The 20,891-nt window shown below is 62.8% G+C and carries 26 protein-coding genes and 1 tRNA gene; 3 read left to right on the forward strand and 24 right to left on the reverse strand.

Annotated features, from left to right (window positions below):
• The 19 genes from QMC96_04100 to QMC96_04190 form a co-directional block, all read right to left on the reverse strand.
• Positions 1-525, reverse strand: coding sequence for a 50S ribosomal protein L6 (locus QMC96_04100; protein MDI6875940.1), 525 nt, complete (start codon positions 523-525; stop codon positions 1-3).
• A gap of 8 nt (positions 526-533) precedes the next feature.
• The gene (locus QMC96_04105) at positions 534-926 is read right to left on the reverse strand and encodes a 30S ribosomal protein S8 (protein MDI6875941.1); all 393 of its coding nucleotides are present in this window, start codon (positions 924-926) and stop codon (positions 534-536) included.
• Positions 927-934: 8 nt separating this feature from the next.
• Positions 935-1,093 carry a 30S ribosomal protein S14 gene (locus tag QMC96_04110; GenBank protein ID MDI6875942.1) on the reverse strand — a complete coding sequence of 53 codons (159 nt, stop codon included), beginning with the start codon at positions 1,091-1,093 and terminating at the stop codon, positions 935-937.
• A 1-nt stretch (position 1,094) separates the two neighbouring features.
• Entirely contained in the window at positions 1,095-1,622 is a 528-nt protein-coding gene (locus tag QMC96_04115; protein ID MDI6875943.1) for a 50S ribosomal protein L5, read from the reverse strand.
• Positions 1,619-2,347: a 30S ribosomal protein S4e gene (locus QMC96_04120; protein ID MDI6875944.1), complete on the reverse strand. Its 729-nt coding sequence runs from the start codon at positions 2,345-2,347 to the stop codon at positions 1,619-1,621. The genes QMC96_04115 and QMC96_04120 overlap by 4 nt, the downstream gene beginning before the upstream one ends.
• A 1-nt stretch (position 2,348) precedes the next feature.
• Positions 2,349-2,714: a 50S ribosomal protein L24 gene (gene rplX / locus QMC96_04125; protein ID MDI6875945.1), complete on the reverse strand. Its 366-nt coding sequence runs from the start codon at positions 2,712-2,714 to the stop codon at positions 2,349-2,351.
• Between the two features lie 14 nt (positions 2,715-2,728).
• A complete protein-coding gene (locus QMC96_04130) occupies positions 2,729-3,127 on the reverse strand; it encodes a 50S ribosomal protein L14 (GenBank protein ID MDI6875946.1) in 399 nt (132 codons plus the stop codon).
• Positions 3,124-3,450, reverse strand: coding sequence for a 30S ribosomal protein S17 (locus tag QMC96_04135; protein MDI6875947.1), 327 nt, complete (start codon positions 3,448-3,450; stop codon positions 3,124-3,126). The genes QMC96_04130 and QMC96_04135 overlap by 4 nt, the downstream gene beginning before the upstream one ends.
• Positions 3,451-3,452: 2 nt before the next feature.
• Positions 3,453-3,734, reverse strand: a complete 282-nt coding sequence (locus tag QMC96_04140) for a ribonuclease P protein component 1 (protein MDI6875948.1) — start codon at positions 3,732-3,734, stop codon at positions 3,453-3,455.
• 8 nt (positions 3,735-3,742) lie between these two features.
• On the reverse strand, positions 3,743-3,958 hold the full coding sequence (gene rpmC / locus QMC96_04145; protein MDI6875949.1) for a 50S ribosomal protein L29: 216 nt from the start codon (positions 3,956-3,958) through the stop codon (positions 3,743-3,745).
• Position 3,959: 1 nt separating this feature from the next.
• Positions 3,960-4,649, reverse strand: a complete 690-nt coding sequence (locus QMC96_04150; GenBank protein ID MDI6875950.1) for a 30S ribosomal protein S3 — start codon at positions 4,647-4,649, stop codon at positions 3,960-3,962.
• Between the two features lies 1 nt (position 4,650).
• Positions 4,651-5,112 carry a 50S ribosomal protein L22 gene (locus QMC96_04155; protein MDI6875951.1) on the reverse strand — a complete coding sequence of 154 codons (462 nt, stop codon included), beginning with the start codon at positions 5,110-5,112 and terminating at the stop codon, positions 4,651-4,653.
• Between the two features lie 5 nt (positions 5,113-5,117).
• Positions 5,118-5,531 carry a 30S ribosomal protein S19 gene (locus QMC96_04160; GenBank protein MDI6875952.1) on the reverse strand — a complete coding sequence of 138 codons (414 nt, stop codon included), beginning with the start codon at positions 5,529-5,531 and terminating at the stop codon, positions 5,118-5,120.
• Between the two features lie 6 nt (positions 5,532-5,537).
• A complete protein-coding gene (locus tag QMC96_04165) occupies positions 5,538-6,257 on the reverse strand; it encodes a 50S ribosomal protein L2 (GenBank protein ID MDI6875953.1) in 720 nt (239 codons plus the stop codon).
• Between the two features lie 8 nt (positions 6,258-6,265).
• Positions 6,266-6,514: a 50S ribosomal protein L23 gene (locus QMC96_04170; GenBank protein ID MDI6875954.1), complete on the reverse strand. Its 249-nt coding sequence runs from the start codon at positions 6,512-6,514 to the stop codon at positions 6,266-6,268.
• Position 6,515: 1 nt separating this feature from the next.
• Entirely contained in the window at positions 6,516-7,262 is a 747-nt protein-coding gene (gene rpl4p, locus QMC96_04175; GenBank protein MDI6875955.1) for a 50S ribosomal protein L4, read from the reverse strand.
• Position 7,263: 1 nt separating this feature from the next.
• Positions 7,264-8,277, reverse strand: coding sequence for a 50S ribosomal protein L3 (locus QMC96_04180; GenBank protein MDI6875956.1), 1,014 nt, complete (start codon positions 8,275-8,277; stop codon positions 7,264-7,266).
• Between the two features lie 15 nt (positions 8,278-8,292).
• On the reverse strand, positions 8,293-9,129 hold the full coding sequence (locus QMC96_04185; GenBank protein ID MDI6875957.1) for a putative RNA uridine N3 methyltransferase: 837 nt from the start codon (positions 9,127-9,129) through the stop codon (positions 8,293-8,295).
• A gap of 743 nt (positions 9,130-9,872) precedes the next feature.
• Positions 9,873-10,277 (reverse strand): Tfx family DNA-binding protein, encoded by a 405-nt coding sequence (locus tag QMC96_04190; protein ID MDI6875958.1) that lies wholly within the window; start codon positions 10,275-10,277, stop codon positions 9,873-9,875.
• Between the two features lie 140 nt (positions 10,278-10,417).
• Between QMC96_04190 and QMC96_04195 the strand changes: the two genes are divergently transcribed.
• On the forward strand, positions 10,418-11,260 hold the full coding sequence (locus QMC96_04195; protein ID MDI6875959.1) for a F420-dependent methylenetetrahydromethanopterin dehydrogenase: 843 nt from the start codon (positions 10,418-10,420) through the stop codon (positions 11,258-11,260).
• Positions 11,261-11,331: 71 nt separating this feature from the next.
• Here the strand turns inward: QMC96_04195 and QMC96_04200 are convergent, their stop codons facing one another.
• A complete protein-coding gene (locus tag QMC96_04200; protein MDI6875960.1) occupies positions 11,332-12,276 on the reverse strand; it encodes a galactose-1-phosphate uridylyltransferase in 945 nt (314 codons plus the stop codon).
• A 68-nt stretch (positions 12,277-12,344) separates the two neighbouring features.
• Positions 12,345-13,331 (reverse strand): 5,10-methylenetetrahydromethanopterin reductase, encoded by a 987-nt coding sequence (locus QMC96_04205; protein MDI6875961.1) that lies wholly within the window; start codon positions 13,329-13,331, stop codon positions 12,345-12,347.
• Between the two features lie 370 nt (positions 13,332-13,701).
• On the opposite strand from QMC96_04205, the gene QMC96_04210 reads away from it, so the two are divergent.
• On the forward strand, positions 13,702-15,132 hold the full coding sequence (locus QMC96_04210; GenBank protein ID MDI6875962.1) for a tubulin/FtsZ family protein: 1,431 nt from the start codon (positions 13,702-13,704) through the stop codon (positions 15,130-15,132).
• On the opposite strand, the gene QMC96_04215 is transcribed toward QMC96_04210, so the two are convergent.
• The 3 genes from QMC96_04215 to QMC96_04225 form a co-directional block, all read right to left on the reverse strand.
• On the reverse strand, positions 15,116-16,081 hold the full coding sequence (locus tag QMC96_04215) for an NrpR regulatory domain-containing protein (protein MDI6875963.1): 966 nt from the start codon (positions 16,079-16,081) through the stop codon (positions 15,116-15,118). The genes QMC96_04210 and QMC96_04215 overlap by 17 nt on opposite strands.
• Before the next feature lie 70 nt (positions 16,082-16,151).
• A complete protein-coding gene (locus tag QMC96_04220; protein MDI6875964.1) occupies positions 16,152-16,580 on the reverse strand; it encodes a dCTP deaminase in 429 nt (142 codons plus the stop codon).
• Between the two features lie 143 nt (positions 16,581-16,723).
• On the reverse strand, positions 16,724-19,900 hold the full coding sequence (locus QMC96_04225) for a hypothetical protein (protein MDI6875965.1): 3,177 nt from the start codon (positions 19,898-19,900) through the stop codon (positions 16,724-16,726).
• Between the two features lie 917 nt (positions 19,901-20,817).
• Here QMC96_04225 and QMC96_04230 point away from each other — a divergent pair.
• A tRNA-Arg gene (locus tag QMC96_04230) sits at positions 20,818-20,889 on the forward strand.
• Positions 20,890-20,891 lie beyond the last annotated feature (2 nt).

Genomic DNA, 20,891 nt, shown 5'->3' on the forward strand with positions numbered 1-20,891 from the left:
TCACACCCTCTCCACCAGGTAGATGCCGTCCTGGAACACCCGCGGGTCGCGGTAGCGGATCTTGGTCGCCCGCTCGATGGAGGCGGCGGTGTTGCCCACCGACTCCTTGTCGATGCCGCTGATGACGACCTCGTCGTTTCCGACGGCGACTTTTACGCCTTCCCGTATCGTTGCGTAGCGCGGTTTCTTCTCACCGAGGAAGTTGTTGATCTCGACCCTGTCCCCCACCACCTTCAGCTGGATGGGGAAGTGGCTGTAGACCACCTTCATGCGGTACTCGTAGCCTTCCGTCACGCCGCGGCACATGTTGCGGATGTGCGCTGCAAAGGTGCCGCACATCGCGATCAGGTCCTTTCTCCTCGATGCGGTGCCGACGGTGCACTCCCTGCCGTCGCACGCGATGGTGATCCCGGGATACTGCATCTCGCGCCGGACGACGCCGCGGGGGCCGCTGACGGTGATTCGACCGTCCTCCTGCGCGATGTTCACCCCCGCAGGTATCTTGATCGTGTGTATCGTTGCCATATGCGCCCCTAGTACACGTATCCCAGCAGCTGCCCGCCGATGCCCTTCATCCGCGCCTCCTCGTGGGACATGACCCCCTGCGAGGTGGTCAGGATGAGTATGCCGAAGTTCTTCGCCGGCAGGTACCGCGTCTCCCAGTACTCCATCTTGTCGAGCTCCACGTCGAACCGCGGCGTGATCGAGCCGCACTTGTTGATCCGCCCGCTGAGCAGGACCCGGAACTGGCCGCCGCGGCGATCGTCGATATACTCGAAGCCGCTGATGTAGCCCCGCTCCTGCATGATCCGGAGCATGGCACCCATGAGCTTGCTCGCCGGCTCCACGATGCACTCGGATTTGCCGGTATCGGCCGCGTTCTTGATGGTGCTCATCGCGTCAGAGATAGTATCCAGTCGTGCCATGTCTCCCCTCAGGTATATTTTCGAAATCCCATCTGCCGGGCCCACTCACGGAAACACTGGCGGCAGAGATTGATGTGGTACTTGCGCACAAGACCCTGCTTGCGCCCGCAGAGCAGGCACGCGTGTGCCCCGCGCCCGAACTTCTTCTGCTTCTGCTCGTTGCCCATGCTAGAGCACCTCCACCTGGTAGCGCTCCTTCAGAAACGCCATCGCCTCTTCCGGCTTCACCCTCTGCTTCGCGGGGAGCCGCTTCTGCTCGATCTTCCGCCGCGCGATGCGGATCCCGCGCCTCTCGATCACCATGTTGACGTCCATGCCGAAGATGCCGATCGCGGGATCGTACGCCATCCCCGGGAAATCGGTGTGCTCCTCGATCCCGAAGGAGACATTCCCGTCGCTGTCGAACTGGGATGCGGAGAGCCGCTTCTGGTTGATGGCCAGTGCCGTCTGCACGAAGGCCTCTGCGGCTTCGCCCCGCAGGGTCACCTTGCATCCGATGGGGGCGCCCTTGCGGATGCCGAACGCGGGCTGGGTCTTCCGGGCGATGGTGCGTACGGGCTTCTGGCCGGTGATGGTCTGCATCACGGCTTCGGCCTTCTCGAGCTTGTCGCCGCTCTCCCCGACGCCCATGTGCACCACGACCTTGTCGATGTAGAGCTCCCGCATCGGGTTCCCGGCTGCCGTATCCGGCGTCATGACTCAACCACCCCCCATCTCCGGGCTGCGGCCGCATCCCGCCCGATCACGAAGACGTAGGTGCCGATCGTGTCGAAACGGCCCATGCCACCCTCGCCCTCCAGCACGACGCGGTTGGGGACACTCCCGGGCACGGTGGCGATCTCGACGATCCTGCCCACCATCCCCGCGTGCCGACCCCCGATGACCAGGGCGTAGGCGCCGATGCCGAAGGGGTAGTGCTCCAGGATCCGGAACCTCTCCGATTCGTCGAGCGCGATCACGATCGAGTCGCCGGGGCGGTAGGTGTTGTCCGCGAGAATGTTGGCTCCGAAGGACAGGTTCAGCTGCACCCTGCCGCCGGGAACGATGGTCTTTCCGCGGATCTTGGCGAGCCGCATCCGCGCATCCTCCTCCCCGATCTCGCGGGTAACGAGGTTTCCCTTCTCGTCCACCAGCACACGGTAGTGCTTGTGGATCCCCGGCAGGGAGACGACGTCGAAGATCCCGATGCCCAGGCCCGGGTCCGTCACGGCACGTCCGTTGACGATCACCGCCCTCTGGTTCAGGATCTGCTTCACCTCGTGCATGGTGCGCGCGAGCCCCATGCGGTCCCGGAGCCAGACGGCGATCGGCATCGCGTTCCGGTCGTGCGGTCCGGGAGACGTCTTCGTCACCCATGCGCTGGTCTTCTTGCGGATGCGCCACGCGTCCGGGGCGGTCAGCCGCTTCCTGTAGTTGCCCATGTCAGCGACCTCCCGCGAACGATTCGCTCCGGCGCCCGTCTTCCAGGTTCAGCCTGGTGATCACCACATTCGAGGCGTGGACGGGCCGCGGCACCTCTTTGCCGTCCGCCTTGACCAGGGACACTCCGCCGATCACCAGCATGCTGGTTACGGTGTCCACGGACTCGACCGTGCCCTCCTCTCCGGCGAAGTCGCCGCGGAGCACCCGGACGGTGTCTCCCGTCACCACGCGGGCGCTTCTCCGCCCGTACTTCTCCCGCAGATCGGCCGCGAGGGGAGCGGAGAGGAAACGGCTCTTCGCGTGGTTCGGCGCGTTCTTCTGTGCCCTGCGCTGCTTTCTGGGCTGTTCGCTGCGTGTAATCGTCATTGTTTCAGCCTCTCCTAGACGATGATCGTCGCCATGGAGCCGATCTTCGGGAACCGCTCGGCGACCTCGCGTGCGACCGGGCCCTTGATCTCCGTCCCCTTGGGCTCGTGCTTCTCGTTCACGATGACGACCGCGTTCTCGTCGAAGGAGACCCGGAGCCCGTCGATGCGCCGGAACTCCTTCCTCTGGCGGATCACGACGGCCTTCTCCAGCTTGCGGCGCATGTCGGGCGTGCCCTTCTTGACAGCCACCGTGGCCACGTCCCCGAGCCCCAGCCGCGGGGACCGCCGCATCACGCCGTGGAACCGGTCCACGGAGACGACCTCGACCAGGCGGGCGCCGGTATTGTCCGCGCAGATCAGGCGGGTACCCACGTTCAGCGGACGGGGCACCGTGGACTGCTTCGCCTTCATGGGGCGAGCACCTCCACCACGACGAAATGCTTGGTCTTGGAGATTGGCCTGCACTCGGCGATCTTCACCCGGTCACCCTCCCGGGCGTTGATGCAGGGAGGGTTGTGGGCATGGATGCCGGAGCTCCGCTTCTCGTAGCGGTTGAACTTCTTGACGTAGTGCAGGTACTCGCGTCCCACGACTACCGATCCTTCCATTCGGTCGCTCACGACGTTGCCGGTGATCACCTGGCCGCGCACCGGCAAGGTGCCGTGAAACGGACAAAATACGTCGGTGCACTCCTTGCTCGGAGGCTTGACGTCCAATCCTATGTTACGTGCCATATTTATTTACCTCTGATATCGACTCGCTTCTCGGGCCGCATCTCGAGCGCGGACCCCTGCACGTCCACCACGGTGCCATCCGGCAGCCAGAGCCGGAACGTGGTGTGGCGCTTGGGGATCTTCTTCTCGCCCGATGCCGTGCTGATCACGATCATGCTCCGGGTCTCGTCGACGATCATCCCCTGCATACCCCGGTGCGTCGGGTTGCGGGCGTCCACAACGGATGCCGCCAGCCCGATCAGTTCGTGGCGGAGCACGGTATCGCGCGTTATCGGAGATCCCATGTCTGCACTCACGCTTCAGGAGCCCGGCGGGCCCTCTGGTTCATCTCGGTCTTGATCCGTGCTATCGTTCTCTTCAGCTCGCGGATGCGCCCGGGGTTCTCCGTCGATCCGCCGGTGCCCACCTTTCCGTACTTCTGGACGAGCTCCATCTGCAGCTTCTGGAGCTGCTCGGCGAGCTCCGTGTCCCGCATCTGGTGGACCTCGTTGGCGCGGAAGATGGCCACGCTACACCTCCTCCTCGAACTCCTCTTCGGGAAGCGCCGCCTCGACCTCCTCGCCGACCTCCGTCACGGTGATCCCGGGCGGAGCCTCCTCCTTCGCCGCCTCGACGACCCTGAAGTCGTCCGGGAGCGCTGCCTGCGGCGGGATGATCTTGACCTGGACGCCGATCACCCCGAGCTTCTTCACGGCGACCGCATAGCCCCTCTCGACGATGGCGATGCTCGGTTCACCGGCGTGCTTGATGTAGCCTTCGACGAACTTCTGCACCCGGGCCCGGGGGCCGGTCAGCTTGCCGGCGATGATGACCTCGCAGCCCAGGGCTCCGGACTCCATCACACGGCGGATGATGCTGGAGCCCGCCTTCCGGAAGTACCAGCCCCGCTCCAGGGCGTTTGCCAGCCTCTCCGCCATGATCTGGGCGTTGTAGTTCGGGTTCTGGACCTGCAGCACCTCCACCTGGGGGGTCTCCACGCCGAACTGGGTTGCCAGATCCTGCGTGATCTGCCGCACCAGTTTCCCGCCCTTGCCGATCACGATCCCCGGCTTCTCGGCATAGATGGTCACCTGGGTGCCGAGCGGTGTGCGGGCGAAGTCCATGCCGCCGTAGCCGGCACGCTTCAGCTCCTTCTGGAGGTAGCGCTCGACACGCACCTTGCGCACGCCTTCGGCGACGAACCGCCTCTCCACTGCCATATCACTCCACCTCCTTCACGATAACTTCCAGATTGACGGTCTCGCGCCTCTTCGGAGTCGCCCGCCCCATCGCCCGGGGGAAGTAGCCCTCGAACCGCCGTCCCCGGTTGGCGGATACATGGATGATCTTGAGTCGGGACGTGTCCAGCCCGCTGTACTCCGCGTTCTTCCCGACGGACTCGAGCAGGCGGATGAACTCCCGGGCCGCCTTCTGCGGGAACCGCCCCGCGTCCCAGCCCTGGAGCCCCCGCCGGTGCGCCACGTTGCGGTTGAACCGCTTGAAGGGAATCGCCTTCTTCTTCTCCGCGACCTGCTTCAGGTAGTCGATCGCCGCATCCGTCCGCATGAAGCGGATGAAGTTCGCGATCTCGATCGCGTGCTTGGGCGATATGGGCAGTTCGTTGGCCTTGGCGCGGGCGAACCCCTCCCCCTCAACCTGCATGGAATACCTGGTCCTTGCCATAGGGATCACTTCAGGGGCACGTACTTGCTCGACCGCGTCGCACCGATACCGGCGCTCCCGTGCGAGACCCTTTTACGGGTCAGGGCAAACTCCCCCAGGTAGTGGAAGAGGGATTCGGGCTGGAGGTCGACTCTCACGAACTCCTTGCCGTTGTGGATCTCGATCGATCGGCCGATCATCTCCGGCATGATCACCATGCTGCGCAGGTGGGTCCGCACCTTCGCCTCCCCGGCGCGGATGTCTGCCAGCAGACTCTCCTCGTCCCGGGTCAGGCCCCGCAGGAACTTCCGGCGGGCGCGTGCCGGCATGATCGCGACCAGATCGGTCATCCCCATCTGCTTCAGTTCGTCCATGCTGAACCCGCGGTAGGTGAACTCCTCACGCCGCCTCGGCATCCGTTTCGCTGTCTTCTTGACCATGGCTCTCTACCTCTTCTTCTTGCCGGTTCGCCGGGCAGCGATCAGTCCTATCTTCCGTCCGGGCGGGGTTCCCCGCGATACGGTCTTGGGCCTCCCGGCATGCTGGTGTGCGCCGCCGCCGAAGGGATGGTCGATCACGTTCATGGCGACGCCCCGCACATTCGGCCATTTCGAGGCCGTGTTCTTCATCTTGTGGTACTTCTTGCCGGCCTTCACGAAGGGCTTCTCCCCCCGGCCGCCGCCGGCCACGATGCCGACAGTCGCCAGGGAGCGGTTGTTGAACCACTTCGTCTTGCCGCTGGGCATGCGGACGCCCACCTTCCCGTCCTCGGACTTGCCCATGATGACGGCCTGGGCGCCCGACGATCGGACGAACTTCCCCCCGTCACCGGGGCGGGCCTCGATGTTGCAGACGTAGGCGCCGACGGGGATCGCCCCGAGGGGGAGGGTGTTTCCGCTCCGCACCTCTGCCTGCGCCCCCCAGGCGACCGTGTCGCCGGTGGCGAGCCCTTCGGTGGCGAGCATGTAGAACTTGCTGCCGTTCTCGAGCTGCACCCGTGCGATGGGCGCGTGCCGTGCCGGGTCGTGCTCGATGTCGATGACAGTCCCCCGGGCCTGCTCGTCCGGGGCCGCCGGGTGCTTCAGTTCTGCCTTGTAGTTGTGGGAAGGTGCGCGATAGGACGGGCCGCCTCTGCCCCTGTTCTGTGTCTGGATTCGATGTCCCATTTCCTCACCTACATGATTCCAAGCCGGCTCAGGATCTCCTCGGCGGCTTTTTCGTCCTGGAAGCTGACAATCGCCTTCTTCTCACCCTTCATGGTGAGCATGGTGCGGACGGATCTGACCTCTTTATCAAAGGCCCGCTCGATCTCTCTCTTGATCTCGCCCTTGGTCGCCTCCCGGTGCACCAGGAACTGGAGCTTGTTCTCGTTCTCCAGGAGCATCATGGCCTTCTCTGTCACGAACGGATACTTCAGGACCATCTCACATCCCCTCCAGCGTCCGCAGCGCACTCCGCGTCCAGAGGGTGAGTCTGCCCGCCTGGGCGCCGGGCGCCAGGTGCTCCGTGTTCAGCCGGCGGACGCTGACCGCGTCCACCCCTGCCAGGTTGGATGCGGCGCGCGAAGGCTCGCCGGCGGTCACGATCAGGATGCTCTTGCGCTGCTTGTAGCGGCGACCCCGCAGCTTGCCCCGCCCCGCACGGACGGTCCGGCTCGCCTTGGCCCGCTCCACGTCGGCGTACGCGCCCACGGCGCCCAGCACCGCGATGACCTCGGAGGTCTTCTCGAGGTGCTCGAACTCGTCGGTGAGCACCAGCGGGAGGGCCCCCTCGTAGCGGTGTCCCCGCATGCGGACGAGTTCCCCCCTGCACGTGGCTGCAATCGCTGATTGAAGCGCTTTTCTCTTCTCCTTCTTGTTGATCTTCTCGACGAGCACCTTCTCGGCCTTCGGCGGATGGGCCTCGCGCCCGCCCTTCGCCTGCGGCACGCGGGCGGCGCGGGACGCGTTCTTCAGCCGCGGCACCTGGGCGACACCCCTGCCGGATCCCCAGGAGTCCGCCGAGGTGCGGATGCCGGCGTAGACGTCGGTGCCGTGCGGCTGGAACCGCCGGCTCTGGATCGCCAGCACGTCTTTTTTGATGAGGTCCGGTCTGTAGTCCGACTCGAATACGGGCGGCAGCTCGATCTCTTCCACGACCCCGCCGTCCAGTGCTAGAACCTTTGCTCTCATCTCAATCACCCTGCTTGCTCTGGACGCTGACCATGTGGATGACGGGTGTGCGAATCTTGTGTTCGCCCAGGCGCATTGCCGGGCGGATGCGGATCAGCCGCTTGCAGGGGCCCGGAACGGATCCCTTGATCATGATGTAGGGATTGTGGACGATGCCGTAGTGGAGGAAACCTCCGCTCGGGGTGATCTCGCTGCCGTCCGTTCCGATCTTCAGGATGCGCTTGTTGAACTCCGTGCGCTGCTGGTAGCCCGTCTGCCCCATCTGGGGAACCTGCCAGCGGATGTGGTGCGGGTTCCAGGGTCCCAGCGTGCCGATGTGCCGTTCCTTGCCCCCGCGGGAGTGCTTCCGCTTGCGCAGCTTGACGCCCCATCGCTTGACCGGCCCCTGCGTCCCCTTTCCCGTGGTGATCGCCGTGATGTCGGCGTAGGCGCCGGGCTCGATGACCTTCTCGACGCCCACCTCTTTCCCCAGGATGGAGAGGCCGAACTCGAACCGCTCGGGAAGAGCGCTGCCGCCGATGCGGATCTCCATCAGGTCGGGGACCTTCTTGGGGATGCCGCTCACCGCTGCCGGCTGCGTGTACATCAGGGCAAAGAGATCGGAGACGCTGCCGCTCCCGATCCCGGCGCGGATGGTCTCGAGCGCCTTCTCGTGGTCATTCTTTCCGGCGGTGAGCCGCCTCTTCAGCTCCGGATCGAGCGTCTCCGCCCACACCTCCGTGAGTGCATGGCTGCCGTAGGTGTCCCTGGTGTAGGCGCGCAGTGCCGCCACCTTCATCGAGGGGACCTCCACGATGGTCACCGGGACCATGATGTCCTTCCCCTCGGTGGGGCTGTTCTTGTGATCGTCGACCATGATCACGTGCGTCATGCCTACCTTGTAGCCGGCAAACCCCTGCAGAACGGGGGCCCCTGCCGTTTCAGCCCAGGACTGGTACTTCGGTACCGGGCTCCGGGCGCGTTTCCTCGGGCTGTAGGCAAGGGATCCCCTGCGCGGTCTCGTTGCTTTGGGCATACTCTTCTAACCCCTCTACTCTTCGATGATGTTGATCAGTGCGAGTGCCGCTGTTACGGCCTCTTCTGTTCGTACGGTTGCGGAGCCCTGACCGGGCACGACATTGATCCAGGCGTCGGCGAACTCCGAGCCGGAGTGCCCCTCCCGCTCGAGAAGCGCCGGTACACCGTGATGCGGCGAGCCGAACGCCACGATCGCATCCCCCCGGCAGCGTGTGAGCCGCTGCCGGAGTGTGTCGCAGGTGGCGACCTCACCCTGCACCGACGTAACGAGGACGCATGGCGTCTCCCGGAGCAGCGGGTACAGGGTGGGATGGAACGTGGTTCTGTATCCCCAGTACTCCGGGGATGCTTCTGGCGTGCACCAGAATACCCCGTCTCGCGAATAGATCCTGACCGTGATCCGCCTTCCCGCAGGCACGGGTTCGGCCATGGGAACCGGGCTCGTTGCACCAACGTCCACCCAGGCGGACACGTCAGATCCGGCGTCTGTCAGCCCGTTGTGCTTCAGCACAACTCCTTCTCTATACTGCCCCTCTATGAGGGCGGGTTCAACCCTATGGTGCGGCAACCGCAGCGGCGGCAGCACACCCGCATACTGCAGCTCCTTCATCTGCCTGAAGAGATGCTTGCGGAGGTACTGCGGCGTCTCGGCGTACCGGAGCAGCGCGACGATCTCCCGTGAGTCATCGTGCCGCGGGTCCCGGTACACCGCGACCTCGTCGACGCGGAAGACACCGGCAGCCCGGGCGATCTGGCCGACCTTGTAGGCCCTGAGTTTCCTGTCCGCCGTCTCTTCCGCAAACGATGACGGAATGGCAATCGAGAGTCTTCTCGACCGTTTCTTTACCATTCCGGGCACCGGATTACCCCATAGCGGCTTCCTATTAAATTGTTCGGATGCCATGATAAACTTTCGCATAATTCCGCGGGATCGGGTGCGCGCCATCCGTGCGGGCACATGCCATGAATCGAGGGGAGCTCTGTCGGCCCCTGATCGCCCGCCGGCGTGAGCGGACACGCACCCGTATCCCCCCTCGATGCGATCGGAGGGCGGGATGCCGCCCTTCGGCGGCGGCAGGGGATGTTCGGGAACGGTGCGCAGGTGACTTCGCAGGCCGCATCCCGGCGGACCGCCGGGATGGGGAGCGGAGATACCGGGGTACGAGAGCCCGTGTCCGGGCCTGATACCCGGGGGGGGGAAGGCTCCCTGCAGGACAGATCTGAAGCGTCCTCGGGTGTGCCTGTACGGCCTCTGCTGTTCCGGAAGGGCCCGGGAGGGATCGACCGGGTTCTCTTCCTTCGGGCCGCAGGGATCTCGTGCCGCGAACCTCGTTCCCCCTGCACGGCCCCTGTCGCTAGCGCTGGGGGGAGGGGGGTGCACCCCCGACTGCCATACCCTGCGGTGCGGTGGGTCCTGCTCCGGAGTCCGCAGCCGCTCCTCTCCCGATATCACGGGAGGTTCCTGTCACGGATGCGATGCACGGGAATACGGAGGGGATGAAACGGGTGGCAGAACCTCACCGGGCACGCGATGCAGGGATGATGGGGGATCGGACGGAATGGATGGGATAGGGGGATGCGATCGCAGCCCGGTCACTGGAAGTAGATCTCGCCGTCGTCTTTGATGTACACCTCCACGCTTTCGCGCATGAGCCGCCCCCGGAATTTCTCGGGATTCGAATCCCGCAGGCGGTTGAGGAGCGAGATGGTGTCGTACTTGACCTTGATGCCCAGCCCCTCCGCCTTCCGGTAGATGACCGAAGCGGCATCCAGGAGATCCGTCTCCGCCTTCAGCGTGCAGAGATGCGTCGCGTCCAGGGTGTGCAGGAAGGCCAGCGTCTCCTTTGCCCGTTCGATGTTCTGCAGTGCCGCCTTCTCGATGGTGCAGACATTGGCCTTCGAAGTGGAGATGATATCGGCGATCTGCTGCTGCGTCAGCCCCTTCTTCCGGTACCGCAGCACCTCTTTCTGGCGATCCGTGAGCATCCCATCCTTCATACATACCATATTATTCCGCGAACTTAAACACTTTTCCTTAACACAACGGGCAGAAAAGGCATAAAAGAGTGTGATTCCAAAACGTTTATATTTCTTTTGGGTGATATTACGTTGTCGTTAAAGAAACGAGGTGTTAACGCATGGTAGTTAAAGTAGGAATTGCCAAACTGGGCAATATTGCCAGCGGACTTATGACAGAGCTCCTCCTCGACGAGCGTGCCGACCGGGAGGACATGATCACCTTCCAGGCGACCAGCGGTACGAAGCTCCAGCCGGAGGATATCGACCGCGTCGTCTCCAACATGAAGGCCTGGCAGCCGGACTTCGCCGTCGTCGTATCCCCGAACGGCGTTCTCCCGGGCCCGACGGGCGCCCGTGAGGCGCTCCAGGCGGCCGGCATCCCCGTCGTCGTGATCACCGACGATATCACCACCAAGAAGGAGCAGTGGGAGGCCCTGAAAGCCAGCAAGTTCGGCTACATCATCATGAAGGCGGACTCCATGATCGGCGCACGGCGCGAGTTCCTGGACCCCATCGAGATGGCCGACTACAACGGCAACCTGATCAAGGTCCTCTCCATCACGGGTGCGTTCCGCAAGCTCCAGCTCGCCCTCGACAAGGTGATCGACCAGGTGAAGGCCGGTAAGAAGGGAGACGCCCTGGAGCTGCCCAAGATCGTCATGTCCACGGACAAGGCGGTCGAGGGAGAGTTCACGAACCCCTACGCCCTCGCGAAGGCGCGGGCCGCCTACGAGATCGCATCGGCTGTCGCCGGTGTTAACGTGCGGGGCTGCTTCATGGTCAAGGAGTACGAGCAGTACGTGCCCATCGTCGGCAGCGCTCACGAGATGATGCGCATTGCCGCCTTCCTCTGCGACGAAGCACGGGAGCTGGAGAAGGCCGGCGACAGCATCCTGCGCAAGCCCCACAAGAAGACCGGCGAGATCGTCTCCAAGACCAAGCTGATCAGCAAGCCCGAGTAAGGGCTCCCAGCTTCTTTTTCCCCTTTTCCCCGGCGAGGCAACCGGTCGCTGCACCTGTCGCGCCGCCCGTTTCAGAGAGCTCCTTTCCCGATTCGCATATCGCGGTAGTGCGCGGACAGATCCTCCGGCGGTGTGAGGATCACCGGTTCGCGGTGCAGCCTCTCCATGAACGCGGAGTCGCTCATGCCGCTGATGTTGGGGTTGATGCGGGCGATGAGCGAGCAGAATGCCCGGAATCCGTGGTCCGAACCGTCGGAATCGAAAAAAATGGCCATGTTGAACGCAGACGTGCCCAGGTGGCGGTAGAGGTCCAGGCACCCCTCGATCCCCGCGGCAAGCGGCTCCAGATAGGGCTCCAGCTCCTCCAGCCGGGCCAGGGGAAGGATGCCGCGGATCTCCTTCTCGCCGAGGGGGACGGCGCTCGCAAACCAGGGGATCTCGTCTCCGAAGAGGTATCGGGGCGTCTGCGCCTCCTCTTCCCGGTAGACGTCCCAGTAGCAGCGGTTCTCCTGGAGCAGGTAGCGGTGGCTCGCCAGGATGTAGCGTTCCGCGACAGCGGACGGATGCCGGTCCACGAGCCCCTGCAGGTGGGGGTGGACGATGCTCGCTCCGGAGGTGGGGAGGTAGTTCCAGTTGATGCTGGGGTACCCCGCTCGCCCCTGCAGGGACTCAATCTGACCGCCGAGCGCGTCCCGGATCTGGCGGCGGGTGAACCGCTCCACCCCATGCGCCCGGGTGATCACTGTCACGGTATGCCAGGCGGCGAAGGGGAAGAGATTCGGGAAGGTGACGCTCTCCCCCCGCTGGATGCGGGTCCCGTCCTCGAACGTGGGCGTGACGATCGAGACCCTGTCGGGGCAGAACGGGCACCCGTCGGCAGGCATCGCCGCCGGACAGGGCATGCTGATGCCCCTTTTTGAGCGTTCGGGACTGATCCGGCTGCGGAATCCGGTGAGCAGCTCCCTCCGGTACTGGAGCATGCCCCGCCCGGTCGGCACCTCCTCGACGGAGAAGATCATCCTAGCATATGTGGTGTGCCAGCTGATATCAATTGAACGCTCGAAAAATAGGGTGGAATCTGGCTTCAGGTGATGTACTTGCCCAGCAGGCGGATGGAGTTGGCCATGTCGGGTCCGAGCGGGGAGCCGAAGATGACCTGGGTGACACCGGCCTTCTGGAGGTCTTCGACCTTCTGCTTGACCATGTCGGGCGTGCCGGCGATGGTGTAGGCGTCGATGATCTGGTCGTTGACGAGTTCGCCCGCCGTCTTGAAGTCGAAGCGTCCGAGCGCATCCTTGATCTTCGTGACCGTGCCCATGTCCAGGTTGTGGCGCTGGTTGATCTCCGGGGGCGAGCCCGCGGCGATGAATGCCGCGACGATCTTGGCGGCGTTCCGCGCCTTCTTCTGGTCCCTGTCGATGGACGTCGCCGTGTAGGCACCGACATCGAAGCCCTTCTTCCCGACTTTGTCGGTCGCTGCCTTGATGATCGGGATGGCGATCTGGAAGTCCTTCGGGTTCGACGCGTTGATCAGGGCGCCGTCCCCGATCCTCCCGGCGAGCTCCAGCACCTTGGGCCCCTGGGCGCCGATGTAGACGGGAATGCCCTTCTTGCCGGGCAGCGTGACACCGGTCAGCTTGGCGCCGTTGTAGTCGAAGAACTGCATGCCCGAGGGCTTGACCTCTTCACCGGCGAGCAGGCGGCGGATCTGGGTGACACCCTCCTCCAGGCGTGCGACCGGCTTCTCGGGCTTGATGGCGATCTTCGGGAGCGTCGAAAGGTCGCCGGGACCGATGCCCAGGACTGCACGTCCGTCCGAGATCTCGTTCAGCGTGGCCATGTAGGACGCGATGGCCGCCGGCGTGTCGGTGAACGTGTTCATGATCCCCGGCCCCATCTTCAGGGTGGTCGTGTTCATCGCGACCGCGGCGAGGGTGGGGTAGCAGTGGCGGTTGTTGTAGTGGTTGGTGATCCACGCATAATCGATGTCCTTGGACTCGGCAAGTTTGCAGTAGTTCACAACTTGCTTTACGTTGATAGCTCCTGGGACAAATTCGATACCATAACTCATTCGGTTTGTCACCTCAAGAACTATTACCGCACCCGAAGTTAAATATATTACCATTTTCATTGTACGATCGCAGCTTTCATGGTACAGGAGGGCGAATTCTCGGATTCTATCGAATTATCGTCCCCGTTTAGTCGAATGGAGGGATTCTGCCCGAAAATTTTCTGCTGCCGGGGCCGCCCTCCGCCCCCGGCGGCCGCCGGAGAAGGGATCTCCTCGTCCGGATATCGGTAAGTTTATCCCTGTCCGTGCACCAACGAATTGGTTTCAACAGATAAAATTCAGTACATACATATTCCAGGAAAAGAAAAAGAGGTGTACGGATCGGCAGGCCGGTCCGCTGCGGCTGCCGGCTGCATACGAACGTGGTTGCATGAGAGTACTTGCCATCGGCCTCGGGGGAGCGGGATCCCGCATCGCGGATAAACTCTACGGCCACGATCAGCGGAGCGGGATGGGCTGCGTGCAGGCGCTGGCTGTCGACGTCGACTCGAACACGCTCGTGCAGCTCCAGCACATTCCGGCGGAGGGGAGGTTTTACTTCCCCCCCGTCCATCCCACCAGCGCCGAGGGTCTCCTGGACGCCATACACGTCGAGGAGATCGTCGCATACATCCAGCGGGGGAACACGATCCACATCGACGCCATCCTGATCTGCTGCGGGCTGGGAGGGCGTCTCGCCGCTGCCGCAGGGACGATCGTGGGAGAGGTGCGGAAGTCGTTCATCGAGCCTGTCTTTGCCGTGGCCACCCTGCCCTGCATCCGCGAGGGCGAACGCTGCGCGGCGGCGGCCGCGGATGACCTGGATCGGCTCCAGGGGATCACCGATGCGGTGATCCTGTTCGACAACGAGGTGCACTACGCCAGGATCCAGAGCGGGAAGGGCGGCTCCGATGAAGGGGCGCCCGCTGGCGGGCGGAACCTCCGCCTCGATCCGCATTCCGCGTACGATCTCCTGAACGAACGGATCTCGCGGCAGATCGGACTGCTGCTGCGGGCGGGAGAGTTCACCGGGGACGGCAAGGATGTCGCGGAGGTGGTGCTGGATACGGGGGAGGTGCTGAACACGCTCCGGGGGTCCGGGCTGGTCGCGGTCGGGTACGCGTCGGAGCCGCTGCCCCGGAGCATACCGGGTCTCCTGGACCGTTTCCGCCCTCCCAGCCGCACGATCGAGAGCAACCAGATGAAAGCCCAGAGAATGGTGGCGCTGGCGAAGCGGGCTGTGTACGAGGAGATGTCGGTGGCCTGCGATCTTACCAGCGCGGAGAAGGCGCTCGTGCTGATCGCGGGACCCTCCGACGAACTCTCCATGCGGGGGTTCCAGACCATCCGCAAGTGGATCGACCGCAGCATCGCCGGTCTGGAGATGCGATCGGGGGATTATCCCCTGCGCGACACGCGGTTCGTGGGGGTCGTCATCGTCCTCTCGGGGCTCACCAACATCCCCCGCGTCGGTGAGATTCGCGCCATCCGGGCACGGTGCAGCCGGGCTCAGGCCCCTCTGCCGCCCGAGGCTCCCGTGGCGGAGACGGTCCCGCAGGGCGGCAGAGGGGAAGGCGGAGAGGTCCCCGGTGCGGGTGCGGCTCCTGCACGGGCGGACCGCGGCCGCCCTGCGGGGGGGAGGAAGGAAGAAGGGACTTCCCCGGACCGGCCGGGGGGAGGGGATCGGGACGCCGGGGATGTGGGAGAGATCGCTGCATCCCCCCCGGATGCGGAGGGGGAGGGCGAGCCGAAGAGACGCACCGTGGACAGGAGGCGGCGAAGGGGCGGGGATTACGGGGACGGCCTCACCTGGATCCGCTAGCGTCCACGACCCGCGAAAAGGGGATCGTTCCCGCCCCGATCTCCGTCTGGACGCGGCATCCGTGCTCGATGCCGTTTCCGATCAGGTTCATGCCGCTGAACGCCACGATGGAGAGGTGGAACGGATCGCAGTTCAGGTTGAGCACCCGGTTTCCCACGGCGACCGGCAGCACGAATCCCCAGTTCCGCAGGGCGGCGGCGATCTCCTCCACCCGGTCACGGGAGGCGGTGGGGACCTCCCGCACGTTCGCCACGGCGATGCCACTTCCGGTCGTGGCCATCTGGTGGATGGACGTCAGTCCGGCGGAGATGAAGAGGTGCAGGGGATCGACGGTCGTCCCCCGGTAGCCGATCAGGTCGACGAACTCGACGGGAACCCTGTCCCGGATCGCGAGCCTGCCCCCGTAGGCCATCCGCACCGGTATGCCGTTCCTCTGGAACACCCCGTCCATGGTGATGCTGCAGACCGTGATGAACCCGACGGAACCCTTCGGAATGCGGGGGTCCCTGTCCACGATCCGGTATGCGCTGAAGAAACCGGCGCCGGCGCGGATGACCTCGTCGAATGCGCCTGCGAGGGTCTCCGCCTCCTCTTCGGGCACGTGGGAGAGGTTGTAGGAGACGTCCCCCGTTCCGCTCTCGGGATCGAAGGTGGTGCGGAACGCCAGCCTCTCCAGCTTCGAGATGATGAACCCGAGCCGCTCCTCGACCATCGCGCTCTCGGTCTCCGCGAGGCCCCGCTCGGTGAGCACTCTCCCGCGGTTCCCCACCTTCTCGGTGAAACCCATCTCGTCCAGGTAGCGCAGGTAGTACTGCACGGCGCGATCGCTCAAGACAAACCCGTGCTCCGCCATCACCTCGGAGAGTCTCTTCGCCCCCATCGGCTCCCGCTGCTCTTTTAAAATGCGCAGGATCTCCAGGTACTTCCGTTCGCTCGGGATGAAGATCACGGCACGCCCCCCGCGGAATTCTGGGCCCGTATGCGGCGATCATCTTCCGGTTCTGCGTTCCCCATCGCTGTCACCGTGCCCCCACGACGCCCGTGCTGTCCTGGTAGCGTCCGTTATACAGTCCGCCGACCCCTTTCACCTCGTGGAGGATCATCTGCACCACCCGGTCCCCCTGCGGCAGGAGAATGTCCCCCTCTCCCATGTTGGTCAGGCAGAGGGTCAGCTGGCCCCGGAACCCGGGGTCGACGAACCCTCCGCCCAAAAGCACGCCCCGCCGTGCATAGCTGGATCGGCAGCGCAGGACGGCGGCGATATCCCCGGGCATCTCCACGCGCTCCAGGGTGTGCACCAGGGTGCACCGCCCCCGGACGAGCGTTGCGGTTTCCGCGGCCCGCAGATCGTAGGATGCCGGCTGCTGGCAGGCATCGCTGTAGGGTGCGATGACGAGACCGTCACCTTTGTCCAGGCGGTTCCGGATTTCCCGTGCGGAGAGGATCATTTACCATATATTCCGCAGGAAACACTTAATATGTTGCGATAAGAAGGCATACGTGCTGGATCCCTGAGGAACGGGATTTTGACCGGAATCTCCCGGTCGAACCGAACGGTGAAGATCCTTTCTGAATGAAAATAATGATAGGATCATTCCAGTTTTATGAAATTGGCTCCTTTCGCACCCAGTGTTGCGTATGCAAAGCCTGTGGATGCAGCACCGCCGATATTGTCCTCCTGGGCATGCACCCGGATCCTGTAGTCGCCGTAGGCGAGGTTCTGTGCGAACAGACTGGAGGTATAGCCCGCCGTGGCATTTGCATGCTGCGTGTCGAAGACCACCCAGTCTCCCCAGACCCCGGTCTCCGGGTTCTGGTACTGGTAGGATACTGTCTGGGTGACGCCGTTCTCTCCCCGGTACTCGAGGTTCCAGCTCGTGACGACGAATTCGCCCTGGGGAGAAGCGGTGATGTTATTAACGACGAGTATCGGGACGCTGATGTTGGACGTCAGGTTGCAGGGCACATGCACCGTGAACATGGGAATTGAGACGGAATCTGCACCATTGTTGAATACCAGGCGGCTGGTGTTATCGAAGATCTGGATGTCGCCGCATACCGAGCTGTTCACCCTCAGGCGGTACTGAATCTCCCAGATCTCGTTGAGGTGTATGGTGCCCAGGTTGAACTTTAGGTGGTGGGTGTTGAGCCATTCGTCCGTCTGGTTGAGGGTATCTGTATACGACTTCGTGGTGACTGCGGTGGCATTTGACTGATAGTTCCACATCTTCGTGGAGTTGCCCTGGTTGTTGACATCGTCTGTGCCTGGAGAGTAGACGTAGGTGAACACTTCTTCCCCACGCATGGTGATGTCGTTCACGCGCAGGTTCTGCATGGAGATGTCCATCCGGGTGTCGACGCTGGCCTCGTTTTTCAGGGCATCGGCGATCTCGTCATAGACATTGACGAGCTCTTCCGGGGTGTTTGCATGCCGGTGGAATCCCCCTGTCCCGGCGGCCAGGATGCGCAGGGCCTCCTGGCTGGAACTATCGACGCTCGATGTGTAGGTGACTACAAATACCTTGATACCGTTGTCCCTGGCATAGTTGGACATATTCTGCCAGCTCGTCCGCGTATCGTAGTTGTTCAGGGACCAGTTACCCGTATACGGGCCTCCCAGCGGGAACGGCATCCAGCTGTTACCGCTGACCATCTGCTCGGGATTGTTCAACTGCGCACTCCCTCGCGCAAGCGGGTCACCGAACCAGTCCCAGCTCATATCGATGAGTGCAACCACGGCCTTGACTCCGTTTCTTCTTCCGTTATTCTTCAGATCCGTAATCGAGTAGTAAAGCCCGTTCCGCAGGGGAGTCCCCTTCGAGATCTCTGTCTCGTCCGTGAACGGGACGATTCGATCGACCTCGCCGTCGATGATGGTCAAGCTACCGGTCAGGGGCACGTCCTGCGTGGAGTAATCGCTGTAGGTCCTGCCGTTACCGGTGTAATAATAGGGGATTACAGCATCTTCGTCCTTGATACCCGGGTTGTCGTCGCCGGCCAGGTACCCCCTCTTGATGACATACAGATCGGCAAGTCCGTAATCTCCAAATGTCCAGAGCCCCACCCGATCGTAGTCCGGGACCATCTGCGAGGTGAAGATCTTCGCCGCGGGACGGGTGTAGAGGACCCGATCGGGGTTGTCCTTGAGCATGGACAGTCCCCGGCTCATGGCGAACACCGCATCGATCGGCTTCGGCTTCAGGGCCCACCCGTCTCCCCGGAGGATGAATTTGACGTCGATCTCCTCTCCGGCAACGACTAACGGAGGATCGATCTCGACGTCGACATTCAGGTACGGGTAGTTCTTCCAGACGACGGTGATGGACTCCACCCCCGTATCAACTCCTTTTGCCTTGACAACGCAGGTGCCCGTCGCTTTCTGGGTCCAGTTGTAATCCATCACGTCGGAAATGAACTCACCCGGGCGGATCGGCACTTTCGCGTATCCATTCTCATCGGATATCGCGTACACGCCCAGCAGTTCCGGATCCTTCACCACCGCCCTCTGGCTCTCGGCATCGTAGTGGATCGAGTCGATCCAGAAGGTCACGCCCTGGCCCGGTTTCGGGTTGCCGAAGTCATCCACCACTTTTGCGATCACCTCGGCGGTGGTGCTCCCGGGAACGTCCCAGCTGGGGATGGGGTTCGGGCTTGCCGTGAGGAGGAGCCGCGATGCCGTGCCGTTCACGAACCAGACCGTGTCTGTCCTGGAGACGTTCTCGAACCCCACGATCCTCGCGGTGATCTTCACGCCCATGATCGCCCTCTTCGGTCCGTAGTGCATGGATGACTGGCCCTGGAGGTTGGTCGGAGAGAGGATCGCATGCTCGGTCGAGGTCTCGGGGGTACCGATATACTCCGTAGTAATGTCAATCTGGCGGTTCGCACTCGGATTCATCCACCGGTCGAAGACCGTGTACACGATGGTGAAGGTGCTCCGTCCGTCCGCCGGTACGGCTGGAGGGCTGGTGGGGGGGAGGATCGACGAGGCGATGGAATGCGGGACGGACCCGCAGCCCACGATGGTGAGCCAGACCGATGGCAGCGAGGGCGGTTCGGGGTCCACGAGGACGATATTGTCCCCGGCGATGCTCGAGACGCGGAGATGCACTGTCGCATTTCCTGCGGCGTCCACCGGCTGCAGAATGGTTGTGGCTCCGTTGAGGAAGCGGGCCTCATCCTGCGGCGAGCTGACAGAAAAACGGACCTGTTCGGCCGTTCCGGGAACCCCTGAAGACTCCTCCCTGCGGCTGTCTATCGGGTTTCCATAGACATCCTGGAGGCGCACGGTAATCGGCACGACGGCATTCGCGTCCGCAGTACCGGGATAATCGATAGAGGAATACTTGTACGGAGCCGCATGATCGACGTTCTGCTCGTGTATGGTCGTTATCTCTGTCGTGTTTCCCGCGATCATCTTCGTCGCTCTGACGGCGATCGGTGCGGTGCCGCTGATGGTACCGGGCGTGAAGCGGGGCAGCTGGCCCCCGCTCCGTGCCACCCCCATCGAATCGGTCGTGAATGTCTGGCCGCTCACGTTCCCCATGCTCGCGTTCAGGCACTGGAGGGTGACCGTGGCCGCGGCGACCGGGGTGCCGTCATCGGCCCGCACCGTCACCTTGATATCCGTGCCCGTTGTACTGCCTGCCACCGCCCACGCGCTGACGATATCCGCGTGATCCGGAATATCCCCGGCGGACGCCGGTACCGCGATCACAAGCAGCCCGAGGAGCAGTAACACTACTTGATCCACCTTCATCTGGTTCACCTTTATGATTGCAGAATATCGAAAAATGATTATATTTGAATGTTACTGATATCAGTATTATTATATTAAACTTGTAAAATCCGGATTAATGTATTTTAATTTCAAATTTTTCTATAAAAAATCTTTATTTTTTTTAAAAAAAATTTAGGATAGTATATATATTAAAACATGAGTTTATCCTATCACCCCCTCCCCGTTTTTTGCCAGGATTGTATCCGAAAAGTTGAATCCAGATCCGCAACGCCGGTCGGGTCCACCGCTGCATGCAATGGTCCTGTAGGCCGATAACGAGACCTGAATAATCGATTCGACGCCTGATATTCCGAATACAAGGGTATATTCATCGATTCGCGGGACCAGCAGAAGGAAGTGGCTCGTGCATCCAGGAAGGAAGTGCCGGTACGAAGTAAAGGACTGGGGATACGGGGAAGACGCAGATCCTTGAGATGCTCCATCGCGGGCTGACGTGTCCTATTGCACTGCGGTGAAGGGGTCGAGAGGGGAGACCTCCTCAACAGCAACGCGCCTTCATGCTGCGATCATCGTGCGGCGAGCGGCAGATTCGGGGCGAGACCTGCCCCCTTCCCCGGTGCGAGGGGATCCGAGTCCATCTGAATTCGGTCCTCCGGTTATCGATCGGTTAAATCCAGGTCCGGATGCGGGGGAGGATCTGTCACATCGTTTCCCCGATTCACGGTTCCAACAGAATAGCAGGAGACGAGCACGAGGGGGAGGGGATGAGGGGCTCTCCCGCGTTCAGCGATTAGAACGTGCCTTGTCCAAGGATGGCGCTGTAAACATGCTCCCGGTGATAGCCGGACTGTCCTTCGTGAGGGATAATCCCCGTTGCGCAAGGGGAAAAGTCCCGTTGAATGCGGGAAACACTTAATATCTTGCGATACTAAAATTTACGGGCTGGATCCATGGGGTAGAGGATATCCTCCTGGGCTTCGGACCCAGGGACGTGGGTTCGATTCCCACTGGGTCCGTC

The sequence above is a fragment of the Methanomicrobiales archaeon genome, from assembly GCA_030019205.1.
In the GTDB taxonomy this organism is placed as follows: Archaea; Halobacteriota; Methanomicrobia; order Methanomicrobiales; family JACTUA01; genus JASEFH01.

Bases quoted from the DNA above. Each gene is read 5' to 3' on its own strand.
- QMC96_04140 (MDI6875948.1), bottom strand. From the start codon at position 3,734: ATGGGATCTCCGATAACGCGCGATACCGTGCTCCGCCACGAACTGATC.
- QMC96_04185 (MDI6875957.1), bottom strand. From the start codon at position 9,129: ATGGTAAAGAAACGGTCGAGAAGACTCTCGATTGCCATTCCGTCATCG.
- QMC96_04105 (MDI6875941.1), bottom strand. From the start codon at position 926: ATGGCACGACTGGATACTATCTCTGACGCGATGAGCACCATCAAGAAC.
- QMC96_04135 (MDI6875947.1), bottom strand. From the start codon at position 3,450: ATGGCACGTAACATAGGATTGGACGTCAAGCCTCCGAGCAAGGAGTGC.
- rplX (MDI6875945.1), bottom strand. From the start codon at position 2,714: ATGACGATTACACGCAGCGAACAGCCCAGAAAGCAGCGCAGGGCACAG.
- QMC96_04115 (MDI6875943.1), bottom strand. From the start codon at position 1,622: ATGACGCCGGATACGGCAGCCGGGAACCCGATGCGGGAGCTCTACATC.
- QMC96_04110 (MDI6875942.1), bottom strand. From the start codon at position 1,093: ATGGGCAACGAGCAGAAGCAGAAGAAGTTCGGGCGCGGGGCACACGCG.
- QMC96_04120 (MDI6875944.1), bottom strand. From the start codon at position 2,347: ATGGGCAACTACAGGAAGCGGCTGACCGCCCCGGACGCGTGGCGCATC.
- QMC96_04165 (MDI6875953.1), bottom strand. From the start codon at position 6,257: ATGGGACATCGAATCCAGACACAGAACAGGGGCAGAGGCGGCCCGTCC.
- rpl4p (MDI6875955.1), bottom strand. From the start codon at position 7,262: ATGAGAGCAAAGGTTCTAGCACTGGACGGCGGGGTCGTGGAAGAGATC.
- QMC96_04160 (MDI6875952.1), bottom strand. From the start codon at position 5,531: ATGGTCAAGAAGACAGCGAAACGGATGCCGAGGCGGCGTGAGGAGTTC.
- QMC96_04155 (MDI6875951.1), bottom strand. From the start codon at position 5,112: ATGGCAAGGACCAGGTATTCCATGCAGGTTGAGGGGGAGGGGTTCGCC.
- QMC96_04190 (MDI6875958.1), bottom strand. From the start codon at position 10,277: ATGAAGGATGGGATGCTCACGGATCGCCAGAAAGAGGTGCTGCGGTAC.
- QMC96_04150 (MDI6875950.1), bottom strand. From the start codon at position 4,649: ATGGCAGTGGAGAGGCGGTTCGTCGCCGAAGGCGTGCGCAAGGTGCGT.
- QMC96_04130 (MDI6875946.1), bottom strand. From the start codon at position 3,127: ATGAAGGCGAAGCAGTCCACGGTGCCCCGTCCGCTGAACGTGGGTACC.
- QMC96_04210 (MDI6875962.1), top strand. From the start codon at position 13,702: ATGAGAGTACTTGCCATCGGCCTCGGGGGAGCGGGATCCCGCATCGCG.
- QMC96_04220 (MDI6875964.1), bottom strand. From the start codon at position 16,580: ATGATCCTCTCCGCACGGGAAATCCGGAACCGCCTGGACAAAGGTGAC.
- QMC96_04195 (MDI6875959.1), top strand. From the start codon at position 10,418: ATGGTAGTTAAAGTAGGAATTGCCAAACTGGGCAATATTGCCAGCGGA.
- QMC96_04100 (MDI6875940.1), bottom strand. From the start codon at position 525: ATGGCAACGATACACACGATCAAGATACCTGCGGGGGTGAACATCGCG.
- QMC96_04205 (MDI6875961.1), bottom strand. From the start codon at position 13,331: ATGAGTTATGGTATCGAATTTGTCCCAGGAGCTATCAACGTAAAGCAA.
- QMC96_04170 (MDI6875954.1), bottom strand. From the start codon at position 6,514: ATGGTCCTGAAGTATCCGTTCGTGACAGAGAAGGCCATGATGCTCCTG.
- QMC96_04180 (MDI6875956.1), bottom strand. From the start codon at position 8,277: ATGCCCAAAGCAACGAGACCGCGCAGGGGATCCCTTGCCTACAGCCCG.